At 56.8% G+C, this 19332-nt stretch carries 19 protein-coding genes; 15 read left to right on the top strand and 4 right to left on the bottom strand.

Annotation, left to right across the window (positions count from 1 at the left end):
• Positions 1–9: 9 nt before the first annotated feature.
• A complete protein-coding gene (locus tag UH5x_RS05950) occupies positions 10–372 on the bottom strand; it encodes a SpoIIAA family protein (RefSeq protein WP_482635075.1) in 363 nt (120 codons plus the stop codon).
• Between the two features lie 295 nt (positions 373–667).
• Here UH5x_RS05950 and UH5x_RS05945 point away from each other — a divergent pair, with 295 nt between their 5' ends.
• Complete coding sequence (locus tag UH5x_RS05945) at positions 668–973, top strand: hypothetical protein (RefSeq protein ID WP_047813927.1); 306 nt, start codon at positions 668–670, stop codon at positions 971–973.
• A 106-nt stretch (positions 974–1079) separates the two neighbouring features.
• Here UH5x_RS05945 and UH5x_RS05940 read toward each other — a convergent pair whose 3' ends face one another.
• A complete protein-coding gene (locus tag UH5x_RS05940) occupies positions 1080–1727 on the bottom strand; it encodes a hypothetical protein (protein WP_047814165.1) in 648 nt (215 codons plus the stop codon).
• Positions 1728–1917: 190 nt separating this feature from the next.
• On the opposite strand from UH5x_RS05940, the gene UH5x_RS05935 reads away from it, so the two are divergent.
• On the top strand, positions 1918–2955 hold the full coding sequence (locus UH5x_RS05935) for an NAD-dependent epimerase/dehydratase family protein (RefSeq protein ID WP_482635074.1): 1038 nt from the start codon (positions 1918–1920) through the stop codon (positions 2953–2955).
• A gap of 101 nt (positions 2956–3056) precedes the next feature.
• Here the strand turns inward: UH5x_RS05935 and UH5x_RS05930 are convergent, their stop codons facing one another.
• Entirely contained in the window at positions 3057–3449 is a 393-nt protein-coding gene (locus UH5x_RS05930) for a hypothetical protein (RefSeq protein ID WP_482635073.1), read from the bottom strand.
• 412 nt (positions 3450–3861) lie between these two features.
• Here UH5x_RS05930 and UH5x_RS05925 point away from each other — a divergent pair, with 412 nt between their 5' ends.
• The 12 genes from UH5x_RS05925 (at position 3862) to UH5x_RS05870 (ending at position 15689) form a co-directional block, all read left to right on the top strand.
• On the top strand, positions 3862–6243 hold the full coding sequence (locus tag UH5x_RS05925) for a phosphoketolase family protein (protein ID WP_482635072.1): 2382 nt from the start codon (positions 3862–3864) through the stop codon (positions 6241–6243).
• On the top strand, positions 6240–6836 hold the full coding sequence (locus UH5x_RS05920) for a histidine phosphatase family protein (RefSeq protein ID WP_482635071.1): 597 nt from the start codon (positions 6240–6242) through the stop codon (positions 6834–6836). The genes UH5x_RS05925 and UH5x_RS05920 overlap by 4 nt, the downstream gene beginning before the upstream one ends.
• A 62-nt stretch (positions 6837–6898) precedes the next feature.
• Positions 6899–8824, top strand: a complete 1926-nt coding sequence (ftsH, locus tag UH5x_RS05915) for an ATP-dependent zinc metalloprotease FtsH (protein WP_482635070.1) — start codon at positions 6899–6901, stop codon at positions 8822–8824.
• A 118-nt stretch (positions 8825–8942) separates the two neighbouring features.
• Positions 8943–10346 carry a F0F1 ATP synthase subunit beta gene (gene atpD, locus UH5x_RS05910; protein WP_482635069.1) on the top strand — a complete coding sequence of 468 codons (1404 nt, stop codon included), beginning with the start codon at positions 8943–8945 and terminating at the stop codon, positions 10344–10346.
• Positions 10343–10738, top strand: coding sequence for a F0F1 ATP synthase subunit epsilon (locus tag UH5x_RS05905; protein WP_047813929.1), 396 nt, complete (start codon positions 10343–10345; stop codon positions 10736–10738). Before atpD ends, UH5x_RS05905 begins: the two co-directional genes overlap by 4 nt.
• A 15-nt stretch (positions 10739–10753) precedes the next feature.
• Positions 10754–11038 carry an AtpZ/AtpI family protein gene (locus tag UH5x_RS05900; RefSeq protein WP_047813930.1) on the top strand — a complete coding sequence of 95 codons (285 nt, stop codon included), beginning with the start codon at positions 10754–10756 and terminating at the stop codon, positions 11036–11038.
• On the top strand, positions 11031–11372 hold the full coding sequence (locus UH5x_RS05895; RefSeq protein ID WP_047814170.1) for an N-ATPase subunit AtpR: 342 nt from the start codon (positions 11031–11033) through the stop codon (positions 11370–11372). Before UH5x_RS05900 ends, UH5x_RS05895 begins: the two co-directional genes overlap by 8 nt.
• Complete coding sequence (locus UH5x_RS05890) at positions 11369–12055, top strand: F0F1 ATP synthase subunit A (protein WP_482635068.1); 687 nt, start codon at positions 11369–11371, stop codon at positions 12053–12055. Before UH5x_RS05895 ends, UH5x_RS05890 begins: the two co-directional genes overlap by 4 nt.
• A 99-nt stretch (positions 12056–12154) precedes the next feature.
• A complete protein-coding gene (locus tag UH5x_RS05885) occupies positions 12155–12421 on the top strand; it encodes a F0F1 ATP synthase subunit C (protein WP_047813932.1) in 267 nt (88 codons plus the stop codon).
• Between the two features lie 16 nt (positions 12422–12437).
• Complete coding sequence (locus UH5x_RS05880) at positions 12438–13178, top strand: F0F1 ATP synthase subunit B family protein (RefSeq protein WP_482635067.1); 741 nt, start codon at positions 12438–12440, stop codon at positions 13176–13178.
• Between the two features lie 92 nt (positions 13179–13270).
• Positions 13271–14785 (top strand): alternate F1F0 ATPase, F1 subunit alpha, encoded by a 1515-nt coding sequence (locus UH5x_RS05875; RefSeq protein WP_482635066.1) that lies wholly within the window; start codon positions 13271–13273, stop codon positions 14783–14785.
• Entirely contained in the window at positions 14772–15689 is a 918-nt protein-coding gene (locus UH5x_RS05870; RefSeq protein WP_047813934.1) for a F0F1 ATP synthase subunit gamma, read from the top strand. The genes UH5x_RS05875 and UH5x_RS05870 overlap by 14 nt, the downstream gene beginning before the upstream one ends.
• Before the next feature lie 631 nt (positions 15690–16320).
• Here the strand turns inward: UH5x_RS05870 and UH5x_RS05865 are convergent.
• Positions 16321–17553: a cation:proton antiporter gene (locus UH5x_RS05865; protein WP_053061101.1), complete on the bottom strand. Its 1233-nt coding sequence runs from the start codon at positions 17551–17553 to the stop codon at positions 16321–16323.
• A 353-nt stretch (positions 17554–17906) separates the two neighbouring features.
• Here UH5x_RS05865 and UH5x_RS05860 point away from each other — a divergent pair, with 353 nt between their 5' ends.
• Positions 17907–18416, top strand: a complete 510-nt coding sequence (locus UH5x_RS05860) for a lactoylglutathione lyase family protein (RefSeq protein WP_482635065.1) — start codon at positions 17907–17909, stop codon at positions 18414–18416.
• Positions 18417–19332: the final 916 nt, after the last annotated feature.

The raw sequence follows: 19332 nt of genomic DNA, 5'->3' as shown, positions 1-19332 counted from the left end.
CCAATTGGTTCAGTCTTCCACCAACCATTCACGAGCTTCGTCGATTTCGCTTTCGTCATAGTAGCGAACCGACGCGGTGGTGAATGGTTTGCAGAACACTGCCATTGCACGTTCCCATTTGCGTTCACCAACAATCGCGATGCGTTCGAAGTCTTGGAAATGCTTGGCGTCAAACTTGATGTCTTCCCACAACGCGCCCGCGTCCCAACCGTGAAAGTCATGCATGGCAAAGAGCACTCGAATCTTTCCGTATTTCTCGATTTGTTCCTCGGCACCCGGGACAAGGCGTTGATACGTTTCCCGGTCGAGTTGTCCGGAAACGTGGACTTCCAAGAATTTGCCTTGGGCGACTTCGTTGAGTTCGATGGACATGGTTGGGTTCCTGTTCAGTGGATGGTGAAAGCAATGCAATGTTGCAAACGCAAACCTGGGACCAAATTCCCGGACAGATCATTTGCAACGGAATGTCCATCGGCCAGGCTGTCATCTTTGTCACACCCTGTGTGCGATCGCGCAGGCCCTGTCCGCATCTGCTCATGCCCTGGTCCAGTCACGTGGGCAAGTCGATGTCGAAACGACTCTCTGAAGGATGTCGACATTTAGGGTAGGGATTGGCTCGCACTTTGCACGCTCAGCGGTTGTTTGAATTTCACACGCGAGGCATCCAATGAACGATCCATTTGTCCAATCGGAATGGCAGTCCCTGTGCGAACGTGTTCAGGGGTGTGCTCGGACGCTTGCCAATGACAAATCCGAAGAGAAGATCTTCGAATCCCAAGCCCACGCCTTCGCATCCGGCGAGCCACCTCATCGATACTCTGAATTGCTCGCCAAGGTAGCGGACGCGGCTCACTTAGCCGTGAAGTGGCAATCGGATGTGACGCACGATCATGAAGATCATTGGATTGACGAGGCAAGCGACGAAAGTTTTCCCGCCAGTGACCCGCCGGCATTCACTTCCACGCACGCATGAGATTCGGATCGACACGATCTCAGACGTGTTCACCGCAGGACTGTCTGTGCATTGAGTTGAACGGCTGAGAGTCTCGGAATCATGGTGTCCCGATTCGCCGTTGGGGTCACAGTTTGAGAGGCGATGTCTCCTCACCGGAATTTCCCGTGGCAGAGGCCAAGTCCTCTGCTTCGATGTCATGGAATTGTTCTCGCAAAGTCGCGTATTCACGTCGGAAGCCATCGGCGTCGCCAAAGTCACAGAACAGGCACTGACGACTGTGACAACCCTTGCCGAGTTTGGCGTGTTTGATTGGGCACCAGTACTGCTCGGTGCGAGAGGAGATTTCGCTCGCGTAAGCCAGAACACCGTTTCCGTACCCGCAGTAAACGCAGTTGAGTTTTTCAATCACATTCAAATAGTTCAGCAGGTGTCGATCGATCACCACGTATTCTGCACGACGAACGCGGGGGATGTGGTACACCGGAAAACAGATCCACTGGTAAACGCTCACGAAGAGATCCAGCAACGCCAGCGGGATGATCAAGGAATAGATCACAGGCGCGGTTAGAATCATCAGGAACGGTGACTCCCAGACCGTTTGCCAGACTCGGCGAGCCTGAGCGCGATGGCGTTTTTTGACTTCAGCTGAAAAGACAGCGCGGCCTCGATCGAAGTCGAACGTCAGCTTGGACTGTGTTTGTTGGAGTTTCTCGGAGACCAGTTTTTCCAGGTCGCGGATCTCGGCAAGCAGATTGTCCAGGGGAGGTTTCATGATGAGCCAGCGACTTGAGACGGGTGGTGAGTGGAGATCGATCTGAGACTGGGTGGGACGCAGTTGGCGTGCCGTGACGCTCGATCTGGCACGTTGCTTGCTTTGCCCGGCCATCACGCGTTGTCATTGCGCTCGTGTTGACGAGGGATCGATGCGTGTTGCCGGGTACACTTCACTTGAGAGAAACAACATGACACATGCTTTTGTGACCGGGGCCAGCGGTTTCATTGGCGGCCACCTGGTTCGTCAACTTCGTGATGCAGGGGACGAGGTGACTTGCTTGGTTCGTCCAACATCGGACACCAGTCAACTCGACGAGATGAAGCCGCGATATGTGATGGGCGATATCACGGCCCCCGAATCGTTTTCAAGGTATCTGGCCGATGTCGATGTGGTTTACCACTTGGCGGGAGCAACGAAGAGTCTACGAAAACGCGATTTGGACCGGATCAATGTGGAAGGCGCGCGAATGGTCGCGCACGCTTGCGCACATCAGCGCAGTCCGCCCACGTTGGTGCACGTGTCTTCGTTGGCGGCGGTTGGCCCGACAACCTGCAGTTGCCCCCGCATTGAATCCGACGAGCCGCAACCGGTTTCGAACTATGGACGCAGCAAATTGGCTGGCGAAGTCGAGGTGGCGGAGTTTGCGGGCGATGTTCCGATCACCATCATTCGACCGCCGATCGTTTTGGGCGAAGCCGATCGCGACGGTTTGACCATGTTCGACAGCATCGCACGGTGGAACTTGCACCTCGTACCCGGATTTTCAGAGGAGCGGTTTTCGGTTGTCCATGGCGATGATCTGGCTGCCGCATTGATTTTGGCGTCCAGACAAGGTCGTCGCCTTGACCCCAAACATCCCAGTGTCGGTCGGTACTTTGTGGCGGCGGATGAATCGCCCACGTACGCGGAATTGGGGCAAATGGTCGGGCAAGCTTTGGGACGCGATCATGTGCGCGTGCTGCACAATCCCAAGTCTGCGGTGTGGGCAATCGCCGCGATCAATGAGTTTGCCAGCCAGGTGCGTCGACGCGCTCACATCCTGGGGCTGGACAAGGCCCGCGAGGCGACCGCAGGTTCCTGGATTTGCAGTGGTCGCTCTTTTGAACAGGACACGGGGTTTCGTCCTGGATGCGACTTGCAAGCTCGACTGGATCAAACCGCTCGCTGGTACATCGAGCAGGGGTGGTTGCCGGAACCAAGGTTCGCCCCATGCCAGGCTTCTTGACCATATTCGGCTGATAACAAGGTGCGGCTGATAACAAGGTGGCCAGCAATGGGATCGTTCGATTCGATCGCTGGCAAATCCAAAGACAGCCTTGGCGGGATTCACTCGGATGCCTGCTTGTCGGACCGCAGGTGGTCCAACTCATCTTGCTTGGCTTCCGCAAAGAACAGTGGCAAGTACGGCGTGTTGATCAGCACGGCCAGGAAGAACAATCCGGAGGCGATGATGCCCACGTATTGCCATTCAAAGAAGGCTGCTGCGATGATGAATGCGGCGGCGGCGAGCACACCCAGCACCTTCAACATCAGAATCACCCCAGCGGTTTCGACATCCGCATCAATTTCTTCCTTGGTGAGGCGATTTGGCCCGCGTTCCCGCAGTTCAGTCGCTCGGGATCGCACTTCCAAGTAGTTCACGAACGCCAAAACGGCATACAGGAACGGGATTGGAATCGCGGCCAAGTAGGCGACCTCGGAAAAGAAAAATAGGGACACACATGTTCCGATCAAACTCGCCGCCAAGAGAATCCGAACCCCCGTTCGGAAATGGCGAGAAAGAGCGTGGGCGTCAGGTTCTGCGGGCAGTCGGTGGGTGGTTGTTGGAGTGCTCATTGGAATTGCCGAGGGAGTGAATGGCCAAGTCAAAGGTGACGGCCGTCGGATAGCAACCATTCCCAAGCGATTCTTGTGCCCACACGTTCTCTCGATGTTTGGAACCCCGGTGATGGTCCATCCCGCACAGCGACTGTGCGTCGGATGACATCCTGTCACAGGGACGAGGGCAGTCGGGAAATTTTTGGCGAGGGATATGGCGTGGTTCGATTGGCAAGACGTGTTCTCCCGGGCTGTGGTACAGCAATTGCCAATCAATCGATCCGCATTCCATCCAACCGAGAAGGCCGACGCGATGATTGAAACACTTGAATCAACCCAAGTTGCTCCGGAGACCCTGCGAAAGATCGACGCCTATTGGCGGGCTGCGAACTATTTGTCGGTCGGGCAGATCTACCTTTATGACAACCCCTTGCTGAAACGTCCGCTGAAGATTGAGGACGTCAAGCACATGTTATTGGGGCACTGGGGAACCACGCCCGGCCAGAACTTCATCTATGCCCATTTGAACCGGATCATCAAGCAATACGATCTCGACATGATTTACGTGTCGGGGCCAGGTCACGGCGGTCCGGCCGTCGTCGGGAACACGTACCTGGAAGGCACTTACAGCGAAATCTACCCGCACATCAGCCAAGACGAAGAGGGGATGCGAAAGCTGTTCATTCAATTCTCTTTTCCCGGAGGAATTCCCAGCCACGCGTCGCCCGAATGCCCCGGTTCGATCCACGAAGGCGGCGAACTGGGATATTCGCTGAGCCATTCGTTCGGTGCTGTGTTCGACAACCCCGATTTGATGGTCGCTTGCGTGGTGGGCGATGGAGAAGCGGAAACCGGACCATTGGCAACTGCTTGGCATTCGAACAAGTTCTTGAATCCGGCGACCGATGGTGCGGTCCTCCCAATCTTGCATTTGAACGGTTACAAGATCGCCAACCCCACCATCCTCGCTCGCATCGATCACGAGGAACTGGATCAATTGATGCGAGGCTATGGCTGGACTCCCATCTTTGTGGAGGGCGATGACCCGATGCGAATGCATGCAGCGATGGCGGAAGCCCTGGATATCGCGGTGGAACAGATTCAATCGATCCAGCGGAAGGCTCGCGAAAGTGGCGACACGACTCGTCCTCGTTGGCCCATGATTGTGTTGAGGTCGCCCAAGGGATGGACGGGGCCGAAGTTTGTGGACGGCGTTCCAATCGAAGGCACGTTTCACTCCCACCAAGTCCCGCTATCTGATCCCGCCACCCGGCCCGACCACCTGCAACAGCTCGAAGAATGGCTCCGCAGCTATCGCCCAGAAGAACTCTTTGATGAAGGCGGACGCCTAAGATCAGAAATTGCGGATCTGGCGCCCACGGGCGATCGTCGGATGGGCGCGAATCCACACGCCAACGGCGGACGTTTGCTGCGGCAATTGAAGATGCCTGACTTTCGGGAGTACGCCGTTGAAATCACGGAACGTGGCTGCCGAGGCATTGGTGACACGCACGTCACGGGCAAATTCATTCGCGACGTCATTCAACTGAACGACGACCACAAGAATTTTCGTGTCTTTGGTCCCGACGAAACGCTCTCCAATGGATTGGAAGCTGTGTTTGATGTCACTCAGCGGCAGTGGAACGCAGCGACGGTCGACACCGACGAATTGCTCGCGCCCACCGGCCGCGTCCTGGAAATGCTCAGCGAACATCAATGCGAAGGCTGGTTGGAGGGGTACCTGTTGACCGGACGGCACGGACTGTTCAATTGTTACGAAGCATTTGTCCACATCGTTGATTCGATGTTCAACCAACATGCAAAGTGGTTGAAGGTAACGTCGGAGTTGCCGTGGCGTCACAAGATCGCGTCGCTGAATTACTTGCTGGCCTCGCACGTGTGGCGACAGGACCACAACGGGTTCACGCACCAAGACCCCGGTTTCATTGATGTGGTGGTCAACAAGAAAGCGGAAATTGTTCGCGTTTATCTGCCGCCAGACGCCAACTGCTTGCTCTCGGTGATGGATCACTGCTTGCGAAGTCGGCATTACGTCAATGTCGTCGTGGCGGGCAAGCATCCCTCGCCACAGTGGCTGACAATGGATGAAGCCGTGGAACACTGTGCCAAAGGAATTGGGGTTTGGGACTGGGCTGGCAATGAGTCCTCGGACGACCCCGATGTCGTGATGGCTTGTTGTGGCGATGTCCCCACCTTGGAAACGTTGGCCGCGGTTTCCATTCTGCGTGAGCATTTGCCAGAACTGAAAATTCGCGTTGTCAACGTGGTCGATCTGATGCGGTTGCAACCCAAGTCGGAACACCCACACGGTCTCAGCGATCCCGACTTTGATGAATTGTTCACCCAGGATAAACATGTGATCTTTGCCTTTCACGCTTACCCCTGGTTGGTTCACCGGCTGACCTATCGTCGGACCAATCACGCCAACATTCATGTGCGTGGGTACAAGGAAGAAGGCACGATCACGACGCCGTTTGACATGACGGTGCTGAACGATCTCGACCGATTCCATTTGGTGATGGACGTGATTGATCGCTTGCCCGAAACCGGAGGGCAAGGCCAAGCTCTGAAAGCTCGGATGCAAGAGAAATTGGTCGAGCATCGACGCTACATCAACAGGAACGGTCAAGACATGCCTGAAGTGCGGAACTGGCAATGGAGTCCAACGCGATGAACGAGCGACTCCCGCTGGTCTATCTCGCTCGGCATGGTGAGACGCCTTGGACGATCACGGCTCAGCACACCGGATCGACTGATTTGCCACTGACCCCTAAAGGCGAGCGAAACGCCTCGCAGCTTCGCGGGCGGTTGGCAGGGGTGGCGTTCGAAGAGGTTTGGACCAGCCCATTGCAACGAGCGAAGCGAACGTGCGAGTTGGCGGGCTTTGGCTCGGAGGCCACCGTCGTGGAAGATTTGACGGAGTGGAATTGCGGTGACTACGAAGGGCTGACACGGGAGGAGATTGAGGCAATAAATCCCGGTTGGAATCTCTTTCGCGATGGATGTCCCAACGGAGAGACGCTGGCCGATGTGACCTCACGCGTCCAGCGCGTCATCGAGCGGATTCGTCAGCAAAGGGGTGACCGCTTGCTCTTCGCCCACAAACACTTCTTGCAGGTCTTCGCGGCTTGCTGGCTTGGGTTGCCACCGGAAACCGGGCACCAATTCTTTCTCGGCACGGCCGCGTTGAGCATCGTGGGGTATCACCACGGCAAAACGGATTCCGTCATTCGTCTTTGGAATGATCGAAGTCATCTCACGGACTGAACCGAACGGCAGCGACTCGCCATTTCGGCATCCAAGCAATCCCTTCACGATGAACAAGTCCGATGGAAATCAAACTCGACCAGAAAAAGGGTGATTCGACTGACAAGTCAGCCAATGAACCTCCGTACCCTCAGTGGCAGTCGGCGCTGTGGTATTTCTCGGTGCTGCTGTTGGTCCTGTGGCTTTGGCAGGACTTCTCTCGAATCGCGGAAGTGCAGCGAATTCCTTACAGCGAATTCAAGGCCCACGTGGTGGCGGGCGAAGTCACCGAGTGCGAACTTTCCGAGGACACGATCGAGGGCGTGTATGTTCCTGACGCGACACCCGCGACGGAGTCAGAATCCAAAGCTGAACCAACCAGCGACGAAACGGCATCGGATCCCCAACCGATCACGTTCGTCACCAACCGCGTGGAAGATCCTGAATTGGTGGATCAGTTGACCGCGGCCAATGTGAAGTTCACTGGCAGTCGGCCGCCTAGCGTGATGCAAAATCTGTTGTTGTGGTGGGTGTTGCCGTTGGTTGCCTTCCTTTTCCTCAGTCGGTTTCTGGCCAACCGAATTGGCAACACGGGGCAAGCCATGATGGGGTTCGGACGCAGCAAGGCGAAGTTGGTCGCGGACGAGGACACAGGGGTTCGGTTCACCGACGTGGCGGGTTGCGTTGAGGCCAAATTCGAATTGGAAGAAGTCGTTGATTTTCTGAAGAACCCCGAACGGTACGTGGACCTGGGTGCCAAAATCCCCAAAGGAGTGCTGTTGGTCGGCCCTCCCGGGACGGGCAAGACCTTGCTCGCCCGCGCCGTTGCTGGGGAGGCTGGCGTGCCGTTCTTTTCGATCAGCGGCAGTGAGTTTGTCGAGATGTTTGTGGGCGTGGGAGCAGCACGTGTTCGGGATCTTTTCGAACAAGGCAAGAAACACGCGCCGTGCATCATCTTCATTGACGAACTCGATGCGATTGGTCGTGAACGCGGGGTTCATGTGGCCACGGTGAACGATGAACGGGAGCAAACGCTGAATCAATTGTTGGTTGAGCTCGATGGCTTTGCTGCCAACACCGGGGTGATCATCCTCTCGGCAACCAACCGTCCCGAGGTGCTGGACCGCGCGTTGTTGCGTCCCGGGCGATTCGATCGGCAAGTGCTGGTGGATGCGCCCGACTTCGAAGGCCGGTTGGGGATCCTCAGTGTTCATGCTCGCAACAAACCGCTGGATGAAAGCGTTGACCTGCGTGACATTGCACGCTCGACGCCGGGATTGTCGGGGGCTGATCTTGCGAATGTGATGAACGAAGCGGCACTGCTGGCGGCTCGACGTAAATCGAAGTCGATCGCGAGATGTGATTTGGAAGAAGCGGTGGAAAAGGTGGTCGCCGGACCGGAACGAAAGAGCCGCCGCTTGGGCGAAGAAGAACGCCGCCGGGTTGCCTTTCATGAAGTCGGACATGCGTTGGTGGCAACGTTCAGCGAACACGCCGAACCGGTGCGGAAGATCAGCATCATCCCGCGAGGACAGGCGGCGTTGGGGTACACGTTGCAATTGCCGACGGAGGACCAGTATCTGATGACACGCAGCGAGTTGGACGACCGTTTGAGCGGGTTGTTGGGTGGGCGTGCTGCCGAGCAGATTGTGTTTGGCGAAGTCAGCTCTGGGGCCGAGAACGATTTGCAGAAAGCCACCACGATCGCTCGCCAGATGGTTTGCATGTTCGGGATGAGCGATTCGGTGGGGCTGACCCACTGTGCGCAGCAGCCCAATGCATTCACCGCCACTTCTGGCGTTCTGCAACGTGATTGCAGTGAACACACGGCCAGCAGCATCGACGATGAGGTCAAGAGTTTGTTGGCGATCGCCTACGCCCAGGCGCAGTCCATCCTGACGGAACATCGAGAGGCGTTGAACCGCGTCGCCACTGAATTGCTGGAACACGAAACACTCGACGCCTCCGAGTTTCAGGCCTTGCTGCCAGGTCCCGTCCAAGCGGCGTGAAATCTCCCGTGGCACAGCGAATGCATGCCACTCGGTGTGTCGTGAAGGCACAACCATTGAGATGAACAACTGAACGAAACCTTCCTCAACTTCCCCGGGTGTCTTATCCGATGCCGGAATGATACAGATGGAAATCGAAACCTCTTCGCTGAATGATTCCAATCGCGGGCATGTCGTCGCTGTTCGTGGCAGTGTGATCGACGTTTGCTTTCCCGATGAACTTCCGGAAATGAATTGGGAATTGCGGATTGGCGAGCACGGGGAAGTCGTGGCGGAAGTCGCCAGCCAACTCGACCCGCATACCGTTCGTGCCATCGCGATCACATCGCCCCGCGGATTGTCACGGGGGGCTCCCGTGCGAAGTTTCGGGCGACCCATGCAGGTACCGGTCGGCAACCCTCTGCTCGGTAGGGTGCTCGATGTGTTTGGGAACACGCTCGACGATGGCGAAAGTTTGGATTCGGTTGAGCACCGCAGCATTCATCAGACGCCGCCCACGATCAACCGCCGCATCGCGCAGTCGGAAGTGTTCACGACCGGCATCAAGGCCATCGATCTGCTGTCGCCGCTCGAACGAGGCGGCAAAGCAGGGCTGTTTGGTGGTGCTGGTGTTGGCAAAACCGTTTTGATCACCGAGTTGATCCACAACATCGTTGGCGGGCACGATGGCATCAGCCTGTTCTGCGGGATCGGTGAACGATGTCGAGAAGCAGAGGAACTGTACCGTGAAATGGGGACTGCCGGTGTTCGGGACAACACGGTGATGGTCTTTGGGCAAATGAACGAACCGCCAGGAGCCCGATTTCGCGTCGGCCACGCGGCGTTGACGATGGCGGAATCCTTTCGTGACGACGCCAAGCAAGATGTGTTGCTGTTGATTGACAACATCTTTCGGTTTGTGCAGGCCGGGATGGAAGTCTCCGGTTTGCTCGGGCAATTGCCATCCCGCGTGGGCTATCAGCCTTCGCTTGCGAGTGACCTGGCGGAACTCGAGGAGCGCATTTGCACCACGTCGGACGCAGCAATCACATCGGTGCAAGCTGTTTATGTTCCCGCCGACGACTTCACGGATCCGTCCGCCGTGCACACCTTTGCTCACCTGTCGGCAACCGTGGTGCTGTCACGCAAACGAGCCAGCGAGGGATTGTATCCTGCGATCGATCCATTGAAGTCGACCTCGGAAATGATGTTGCCGGGGGTGGTCGGCGAGCGGCACTACAAAACGGCCAGCAATGTCCGTCAAACGTTGGCCGGATACGAAGAACTGAAAGACATCATCGCAATGCTGGGCATGGAAGAACTTTCTCGCCAGGATCGTTTGACGGTGAATCGGGCCAGACGTTTGGAGCGATTCTTGACGCAACCGTTCTTCACGACGCAGCAATTCACCGGCCACGAGGGACACATGGTGAGCATTGAAGACACCTTGGATGGCTGCGAACGGATTCTGAATGACGAGTTTCAAGATCGGCCCGAGCGAGACTTGTACATGGTGGGCAAACTTCCGAGTTCCAAATCATGAACCTGACATTGAACACCCCCAACGAGATCGTGTTGGATCTGACTGTCAACAAGGTGATTGCCGAGGGCACCCACGGGAGTTTTTGTTTGCTGCCGCGACATGTCGACTTCCTGGCCGCTTTGGTGCCTGGTTTGCTGAGCTGGGAAGATGAGACAGGAAAGGAATCGTTCGCGGCCGTCGGGACCGGGATCCTGGTCAAACGAGCCAGTGATGTTTACGTCTCTGCCGAAGCGGCTTCGCACGGGGCGGAACTGGAAGAACTGCAACGCCTGGTTCGCGAGGAGTTTTCGCAGATGGACGAACAGCAGCGTGCTGCTCACACCGCGGTCGCGAAGCTGGAAGCGGATTTCCTCCGCCGAACGATGGCACTCGCCGACGACCATGTGGTTTAAGGGACGAAACAAGCGATGAACAAGCGTCAAACGCTTCAAGACAACGTCGATGCGAAGCAATCTCGCAAGCTCGACGCACGTCAGCAGGGCGAGCATTCCGCGTGGTTTGGTTTGGGAATGTTCGGGTTGGTGGGGTGGTCGATTGCGATTCCAACACTGCTCGGGATCGCAGTGGGAATTTGGATTGATGAACGCTGGCCGAGTCGGTTCTCTTGGACGTTGATGCTGTTGATTGGTGGTGTGGGGATGGGGTGTTTGAATGCGTGGTGGTGGGTCAATCGGGAGAATGAAGATGAATGAATGGATTGGATTGACGGGCGGATTCCTTGCGGGTGCCGCAGCAGCTGCGTTCTTTGTCGCCTCATTGTGGTGGACCACGGTTCGCTTGCCCGCGTCTCGGCAACCGTGGCTGTTGCTCGGCGGCAGTGCGTTGCTGCGGATGGCCGTGGTGTTGGGGGTTTTGGGAGTGCTGGCACGCAGCGGGGATTGGCGAATCCTGGTGGCAGCGGCCATGGGGTTCGCGCTCATTCGCACAGTTGGCGTGTGCACTATCGCTCAGCGTGACTCCAGCTTTCAACTTGCGTCGGCACAAACTTTGCCAGCGGAAAAATTGCGTCCCAGGAGCAAACCATGAGTGGCGTGCAAATCACATCGGACGAATGGATCCTGTGGCAATCGGAGGCTTGGCCGGTCGTGAAGATCAACGCCACGCTTGCGTTCACTTGGTTGGTGATGGCGTTGTTGGTCGTTGGTTCGTGGTGGATCACCCGGCGATTGACCAGCGACACCGAGATCCCGCGTTGGCAAAACCTTTTGGAAGTGCTGGTCACCGGCATTCGAGATCAAATTCGAGATGTCAGTCGTCACGACCCGGGGCCGTACCTGCCGTTTGTGGGAACGTTGTTCCTGTTCATTGCAGTGGCCAACTTGTTGAGCATCGTGCCCGGCTACGTCCCGCCCACCGGTTCACTGTCGACGACAGCGGCCTTGGCGACTTGCGTGTTTGTGGCGGTCCCCGTGTTTGGAATCGCTTCGCATGGGGTTGGCAACTACTTGAAGCGTTACCTGCAACCGACACCGTTGATGCTTCCATTCAACTTGATTGGCGAACTTTCACGGACTTTGGCACTGGCTGTGCGTTTGTACGGGAACATGATGAGCGGTGCAGTGATCGCCGCGATTCTGATCAGCTTCGTCCCGCTCTTCATTCCGATTGTGATGCAAGTGATGGGGCTGCTGACCGGAATGATTCAAGCCTACATCTTTGCCGTCTTGGCGATGGTCTACATCGCGTCGGCAACCAAAGTCGCCAAGTGACCGAGTCGGAAAGCCCAGTTCGTCTTTTGTCTTGTTCGTTCATTGCACACTGAGTCCACCGAACATTGAGTTCATCGTCCAACCAACAAGGAATACATCATGGATAGCACCACGACGATCGCCGTCGCCAGCATCATCATGGCGGGTTTGACCACCGCCATCGGATCGATCGGGCCCGCGTTTGCCGAAGGGCGTGCCGTGGCCCAGGCTCTCAGTTCCATTGCACAGCAACCGGATTCGTCCAACACGATCACCCGCACCCTGTTTGTGGGTTTGGCCATGATCGAGTCCACGGCTATCTACTGCTTTGTTGTGTCGATGATTCTGCTGTTTGCCAATCCCTTCTGGAACCACCTGACGCAATAGCAAGGGATACGAAACGATGAGCATTGATTGGTTCACCTTCACCGCCCAAGTCATCAACTTCCTGGTTCTGGTTGGGTTGTTGCGATATTTCCTTTACGGTCCCATCGTCCGCGCGATGCAGACACGTGAGCAGAAGGTGACGCAGCGTTTAAGCGATGCGGAAACCGCCAAGGCCGAAGCGAACCAGCAACGTGCGGCGTTGGAAAAGCAGACGCAGTTGTTGGAAGAACAGCGAGAAGAAATGCTTGCCAAGGCAAAAGCCGATGCAGACAGCGAACGGCAGAGACTGATTCAAGAGGCGCGGAAAGAGGCGGATACCCGGCGCGAACACTGGACGTCCACCTTTGAACGAGATCAAAAGGACTTGGCTGATCAGACCCGTCGCGACATTCAACGCATGGGGTTTCAGGCCGCGCGGGAAACAATCCAACAACTGGCCGACGAAGATCTGCAGAAGCGGGTTTGTCAAACGTTTGTGAAGCAGTTGCGGATGCTCGACGAAACACAACGTGCCGCCATCGCCACCCAATTAACCGATTCGGGAAACCCCGTCTTGGTTCGATCTGCGGACGACCTGGATGACGACGACCGAACTCAAATCCGTGACGCGATTCATCAGGTGTTCCAAGGTGACGCGGAAGTTCGCTTTGAGTCGGATTCGGCGTTGATCGCGGGAATGGAAATGGACGCGGGTGGTTACAGCCTGCCATGGAATGCGGAACGTGCTCTCAAAAAGATGGAGGCCAACGTGGCGTGAGCAACGGCGTGGAAGCTGGACGAGGTGATTGGTTCTTTGACAGGTGCCTTTCGCTTTCTCCAGGACTCGCCGCTGTGAAAGCACGATCGACCATGACCATCTACTCAGAAACACTGGAAGCTGCCGCACACCAGTTTGATCAGGCAGTGAAAGCCCAACCCGCCCAATTGTCGGTCACCGAAATTGGCACGGTCGAAGAGGTTCAACGCGGGATCGCTCGGGTCCACGGTTTGCCCCACGTGCAAGTCGACGAAGTGCTCCGGTTTGCCGGCGGACACCTTGGATACGCTTTCAACTTGGATCCTGAGCAAGTCGGTTGCGTGTTGCTGGATTCCAGTGAACAGATCACCGCCGGATCGCGGGTGGAGCGAATGCACACGGTGCTGGACACTCCCGTCGGCGATCAGCTTCTTGGACGTGTGGTGGACCCGGTTGGCCGGCCTCTGGATGGTGGGCGGTCCCTCGATGATTTACCGCGTGAACCTTGCGAGCGCGATGCACCCCCGATCATGCAACGTGCTCCGGTGACTGTGCCATTGCAATCCGGGCTGAAAGTTGTTGACGCGATGATTCCGATCGGTCGTGGTCAACGTCAGTTGCTGCTCGGGGATCGTCAAACGGGCAAGACAGCGATCGCGGTTGACACGATCATCAATCAACGCGGCCGCGACGTGATTTGCATCTATTGCAGCATTGGCCAACGCAGCACGGGCGTGGCCCGCGTGATTGAAAACTTGCGTCGTCACGATGCTTTGGATCACACCATTGTGGTGATCGGTGCCGATGATGCCCCGCCGGGATTGCAGTTCTTGGCACCCTACGCGGCAACGACGATGGGAGAGCACTTCATGCGAGAGGGACGCGACGTGTTGATCGTCTACGACGATTTGACGTCGCATGCGAGAGCTTACCGGCACCTGTCATTGTTGTTGCGGCGACCGCCAGGCCGAGAGGCGTTTCCAGGGGACATCTTCTATGTTCACTCGCGTTTGCTGGAACGTTCCACGCACTTGATCCAAAGTGCCGGCGGAGGTTCCTTGACGGCTCTGCCAATCATCGAAACGGAAGCCCAGAACGTGTCGGCGTACATTCCGACGAATTTGATTTCGATCACGGACGGTCAGATCTACCTGTCACCCACCTTGTTTCGAAAGGGCGTGTTGCCGGCGATTGATGTTGGCCGCAGCGTTTCGAGAGTCGGTGGGAAAACCCAACTGCCCGCTTACCGTGTCGTCGCGGGGGATTTGCGATTGACGTATTCGCAATTTGAAGAGCTGGAACGCTTCGCACGCTTCAGCAGTCAGCTCGATGAAGACACCCGTGCAACGCTCAATCGTGGGCGATTGATTCGAGAAATTCTCAAGCAAACTCAATTTCAACCGCTCACGCTGCCGCAACAGATCGCATCGTTGATTGCGGTGACCAATGGCGTGTTGGATGGTCGCCCCGTGGAACAACTTCCCAAGCTGGAGCGTGCTATCCAGGATGCGGTGACGTCGCAAGCGGCTGAGTTGTGTGCCCAGATGCAGGCAGGGGAAAAACTGGACAAGGAACAGGTGGAACAGATCGCCAACATTGCTGCCGGAGCGGTTCATGCCCACGCTTGAACTCTTGCGGCGTAAGATCGAAACCGCGTCGGACTTGCAGTCGGTTGTGACCACGATGAAGACGTTGGCCGCCGTACGGATTCACCAATACCAACGGGCAGCGGACGCGTTGATGGATTACAACCGAACCATTGAACTAGGACTGCAAGTGATCCTGCGGGAACAGAGACTCCGTCATCTGCCGGCCAGCGAATGGGGCGGTGAAAATCCAAAAGTGGGTGGGTCCGAAGAGAATTCACACCATGGCGTGATTGTCATCGGCAGCGACCAAGGCATGTGCGGTCAATTCAATGAACAGATCGCGGCACATGCCTTGGAACATCATGCCAAGCACTGCCAGCGGCCTCCCGAAGCTTTGTGGATTGTGGGGGCTCGCGTCGCGTTTTTGTTGACGGACAGTGGTTGGTCCATTGACGAGGCGTTTCGGATTCCAACCTCCGTGCCCGAAATTGCGGACTGTGTCAGTGACTTGCTGACTGCAGTGGAAGCGGTCCGGGAGCAACGTCATTTGACGACGCTGAGGATCTACGCGAACATGCGATCTTCCGCGGGGGCGTACCAGCCCAACACGACCCAACTGTTGCCGATCGACTTGGCCTGGCTGCAAAGGCTTTCCGTCAAATCATGGGAATCGCCCTGTTTGCCAACCTTTGGTGGTGAGCGTGAAGAATTGTTTTCCCTGCTGGTGCGGCAAAGCCTGTACGTTTCGTTGTACCAAGCTTGTGCGGAATCTTTGGCCAGCGAAAATGCCAGCCGGATCGCAGCGATGCAAGCCGCTGAGAAGAACATCGAGGAAACGCTCGATGAACTGAACACGGCTTTCAAGACTCAACGGCAAACGGCGATCACGGAAGAGTTGCTGGACGTCGTGGTTGGCTTCGAGGCGTTGACGTCAGGCTCGTAAGCTGGTCGGCAGGAAGGATGGGGGTGAATCCCATCAGTTGTTTGGGCGTTCGCCTGGGCGGCAAAATGCTTTGGGGCGTGGTGGCTATTCCGTTGCGAATGGTTTTGTCCCGGTAGCGATGTCAGACGGTCGCCGGATTCGCCAGAATCCGGACCGCACCACTTCACAACCCGAACGCGTCACGGCTAGTGGTTGGTCACGACTGATCTTTAGGGGAGTGGACGAGGCCACGAGTCCTGAACTGGCGTCAAATCCAAGGTCTCGTGGCTTCGTCCACTACGATCACCACTAACCTTTAGCTGTGACGCACCACTCGTCGATTTAGTCATCAACGACGTATCAAGGCATGTCGGATGGGCACTCTTGCCCGTCAGAGTGGTGGATGTCGGCCAAGAGTGGCCAACCTATAGCAAAATCGACAAGCCGGTCAGCGAGGGACCACATCTGAATCGTGGCGAATCCAGCTAAGCAGGTACGCAGGTGTCATCGGGTATGTGAGCCGCTGGCGTTCGCCACGGTTTTCACGCACAACCGGGGCTAACGCCAAACGGCTCACATGGTTGTGCTTGATCACTCCTGCCGACCTGCTTACCACCATTTCACACGACAAGAGATTGCAGATCCAGTCTTCTCAGGACGTTGACTGCACTTCCGTGCGGGAGGTGCTTTCATGAGCTTCGCCCGAAACCATCAATTGCCAGCGTGTCACCACGGGGCCGACCAGTTCAAACACGAACGTCGTGCCGACAATGGTCGTCAGCACTTTCTCGCCCATCTCCGGGTACCGCTGCGACACCATCAACGCCAATCCCAACGCAACGCCAGCTTGCGGTAGCAGGCAGAATCCGACGTGACGGCGGACGACGGGCGGTGCACCCGCTGCTTTTGCCCCCAGGTAGGCGCCAATGAATTTGCCGATCACGCGAGCGACGATGTATCCCAATCCGATCCAACCCACATTCACCAATTGGTGCAGTTGGAATTGGAACCCGGCGAGGACAAAGAACACAATCAAGAAGGGTTGTTCGACCTCTTCGATGGCGTGGAACGGACGGTGGTGATGATGAGCGACGTTGGACACGGTCGCGCCCATTGCCATGCAAGCCATCACGTAAGAAAGCTCAAAGTAGATCGCCAATCCGCTGCACAACAGCACGAACCCGAGCGTTTCAACAATGGTCAGTTCACCTGATTTGATGCGGCCAGTCAGCATCGCCATGGGCAGCCCAACGGCGATTCCCAGAAGCAATCCCCCGACAATTTCCCAGAGCCCATGTCCGAGGACGACCCAGGACGCCACGTTTGCCGATGCCTCTGGTGAGACCATGGAACTGGCAATCACGGTCAGCAGACTGAACAACATCACTCCCCAGGCATCGTCGATTGCCACGACTCCTAGCAACGTGTCTGTGAGCGGGCCTTTCGAGCCTATTCCGCTGGCAACATCCATCGTCGCAGCCGGGTCGGTGGCTGGGGCCACGGCGGCAAGCAACAACGCCAATGGAATGGGGACGCCAAAGGCCCAAAGCAATAGAAACACGCCCGCTGCGGACCCGGCGACCTCGGCCAGCGACACAAACGCGACCGGTTTGCCCGTGGTCCGCAAACGCTTGCCGAGAAATCTCTCACCCAGGTGAAAGCCGATGATGCTGAGCGCGAGCAGCGTCGCAAATGAAAACCACTGAGTGATTTCATCGGGCACCAAGTGCCACCCCGACGGTCCTGCCAAAAATCCCAGCAACAGCAGCAACGTGACTCTCGGGACGTGCATCCGACGGCCCAGCACATCGGCCGCAAAACCAGCCAGCAGGAATCCGCCCAGAATCATCAATGAAACCGCGTCGGCCACGTCGTTCAAATCCACTCTCCTCTTTCATTGTCCGGCAGGGAACCGAACCGTTGGAATGTCCAAACGCCCGTCTAACCGACCACCAAAGCAGTTGCAAATGTTGGACCGACGAAGGTTGGTCGACTCGTTCGTTCCCCCGACGCACTTCCGTCGCTCACTGTGATGTGCTGGTGGGCACAATTCCGAGCGAATGGGCTCAGTGACCGCATCGTTGTGACCGCATCGTTCTGGCGTGTCTTGTTGGGCCGTCCGTCATCCTTGATGATGGATCATCCTTGTTTTCATGGCAGGGAGATTCGTTTGATCCTGTCGTTGCCCCTTTTCTCCACCGTCTATCTTCTCCACCGTCCATCGATTGGCTGTTGCACATGACTTTTCCACGAACGTTCTCCCACATTGGAATCTCAGTCACGGACCTGGACCAAGCCGTGGAGTTCTACACACAGACGCTTGGTTGGTACGTCATCATGCCACCAACCGAAATTGTTGCCGACGAATCGGCAATCGGAGTGATGTGCAACGACGTCTTCGGTGAAGGCTGGGGACGTTTTCGCATCGCTCACCTGGCAACCGGCGACCGCGTCGGTGTGGAGTTGTTCGAGTTTGACAACGCCGAGCGGCGAGAGAACAACTTTGAGTATTGGAAGTCAGGCGTGTTCCATTTCTGCGTGCAAGATCCCGATGTCGAAGGGCTCGCCAAAAAGATTGTCGAGAATGGTGGCAAGCAGCGGATGCCGATCCGCGAATATTATCCTGGCGAGAAGCCTTACCGCATGGTGTACTGCGAAGATCCGTTTGGGAATCTGATTGAAATCTATTCGCACAGCTATGAGCTGACCTATTCCGCAGGTGCCTACCAAGGCGACGCCAAAGAGTGAGCAACGCACGATGAGTCCGGGGCGTGTGTGAGTCGATGTGTGCTCGAAGTCGTGAATTCGATTTTGCGCTCTGCAGATAGGGCTCGCAAACCTCATCCGTCAGGCCACCAATCACGAACGCGTTGCGAAGCCGCCGCCCAGCTCCGTGCCAGCATCCGGGAACGTGTGTCTGCGCAAACGAGAGGAGGTTGTCACTCGACACTCAGAACAAACTGCCGTCGATGCATGCGTGCGTGCCCCAGCCCCGCGACTTTGCAGGCCGTGCAGTTCTTAAGTCTTGTATTGCCAGCCGTTCATCATCACCCTCCCCTTGGGAGGAGGTTGTGCAGTTTTGAAGTGCTGTGCCAGTACCTCCTTGAGACCCCCGCCCGCGCAGGAGGTCGTGCAGTTGTCAAATGCTGTGCGCGTTGCGTCTTGCGAACCCCGCCCGCGCAGCGGGAGGGGTCGGAAAGCGAGCGTTCAGCGAGATTTTCGGGGGAGGGCAACACGCGCCGTTTCCCATGCACGGCCCCCTCCCTCGCGTACGCCTGAACGGCGTCGCTCGACCTCCCCCCCAAACTTCGTTTCGGGAGAGGTGCTCAAATGCTGAAACCCGCTAAAACGCGGCCTCGCTCAACTGCAGGACCTCCCGCGCGGGCGGGGTTCTCAAGACACTGCTGGCACAACATCCAAAAGCTGCACGGCCTCGCGGCGGAAGAAGCACACACTCATGGGAGGGAGATCCCTGCACGTCTTCTTCAGGACTCCAGATCCGCCTCAAAATTATCTTGGCTGCCGCACGGTCCCGAGGCAGCTTGGTTTGCCCCCGCAAATCCTTGGCTTTCCACTCAGCGGCCGTTGGTTGCCCGCTCGATCCATCCTCGATTCACTCGCGTGTTTTTGCGAATTGGGCTGGACCTTGAATATCTGCCGGGGC

The organism is Rhodopirellula sp. UH5, from assembly GCF_056839225.1.
This window is presented reverse-complemented; position numbering and strand designations above follow the sequence as displayed.

Coding starts and splice junctions, on each gene's coding strand:
- UH5x_RS05950 (WP_482635075.1), bottom strand. CDS start 372: ATGTCCATCGAACTCAACGAAGTCGCCCAAGGCAAATTCTTGGAAGTC.
- UH5x_RS05945 (WP_047813927.1), top strand. CDS start 668: ATGAACGATCCATTTGTCCAATCGGAATGGCAGTCCCTGTGCGAACGT.
- UH5x_RS05940 (WP_047814165.1), bottom strand. CDS start 1,727: ATGAAACCTCCCCTGGACAATCTGCTTGCCGAGATCCGCGACCTGGAA.
- UH5x_RS05935 (WP_482635074.1), top strand. CDS start 1,918: ATGACACATGCTTTTGTGACCGGGGCCAGCGGTTTCATTGGCGGCCAC.
- UH5x_RS05925 (WP_482635072.1), top strand. CDS start 3,862: ATGATTGAAACACTTGAATCAACCCAAGTTGCTCCGGAGACCCTGCGA.
- UH5x_RS05920 (WP_482635071.1), top strand. CDS start 6,240: ATGAACGAGCGACTCCCGCTGGTCTATCTCGCTCGGCATGGTGAGACG.
- ftsH (WP_482635070.1), top strand. CDS start 6,899: ATGGAAATCAAACTCGACCAGAAAAAGGGTGATTCGACTGACAAGTCA.
- atpD (WP_482635069.1), top strand. CDS start 8,943: ATGATACAGATGGAAATCGAAACCTCTTCGCTGAATGATTCCAATCGC.
- UH5x_RS05905 (WP_047813929.1), top strand. CDS start 10,343: ATGAACCTGACATTGAACACCCCCAACGAGATCGTGTTGGATCTGACT.
- UH5x_RS05900 (WP_047813930.1), top strand. CDS start 10,754: ATGAACAAGCGTCAAACGCTTCAAGACAACGTCGATGCGAAGCAATCT.
- UH5x_RS05895 (WP_047814170.1), top strand. CDS start 11,031: ATGAATGAATGGATTGGATTGACGGGCGGATTCCTTGCGGGTGCCGCA.
- UH5x_RS05890 (WP_482635068.1), top strand. CDS start 11,369: ATGAGTGGCGTGCAAATCACATCGGACGAATGGATCCTGTGGCAATCG.
- UH5x_RS05885 (WP_047813932.1), top strand. CDS start 12,155: ATGGATAGCACCACGACGATCGCCGTCGCCAGCATCATCATGGCGGGT.
- UH5x_RS05880 (WP_482635067.1), top strand. CDS start 12,438: ATGAGCATTGATTGGTTCACCTTCACCGCCCAAGTCATCAACTTCCTG.
- UH5x_RS05875 (WP_482635066.1), top strand. CDS start 13,271: ATGACCATCTACTCAGAAACACTGGAAGCTGCCGCACACCAGTTTGAT.
- UH5x_RS05870 (WP_047813934.1), top strand. CDS start 14,772: ATGCCCACGCTTGAACTCTTGCGGCGTAAGATCGAAACCGCGTCGGAC.
- UH5x_RS05860 (WP_482635065.1), top strand. CDS start 17,907: ATGACTTTTCCACGAACGTTCTCCCACATTGGAATCTCAGTCACGGAC.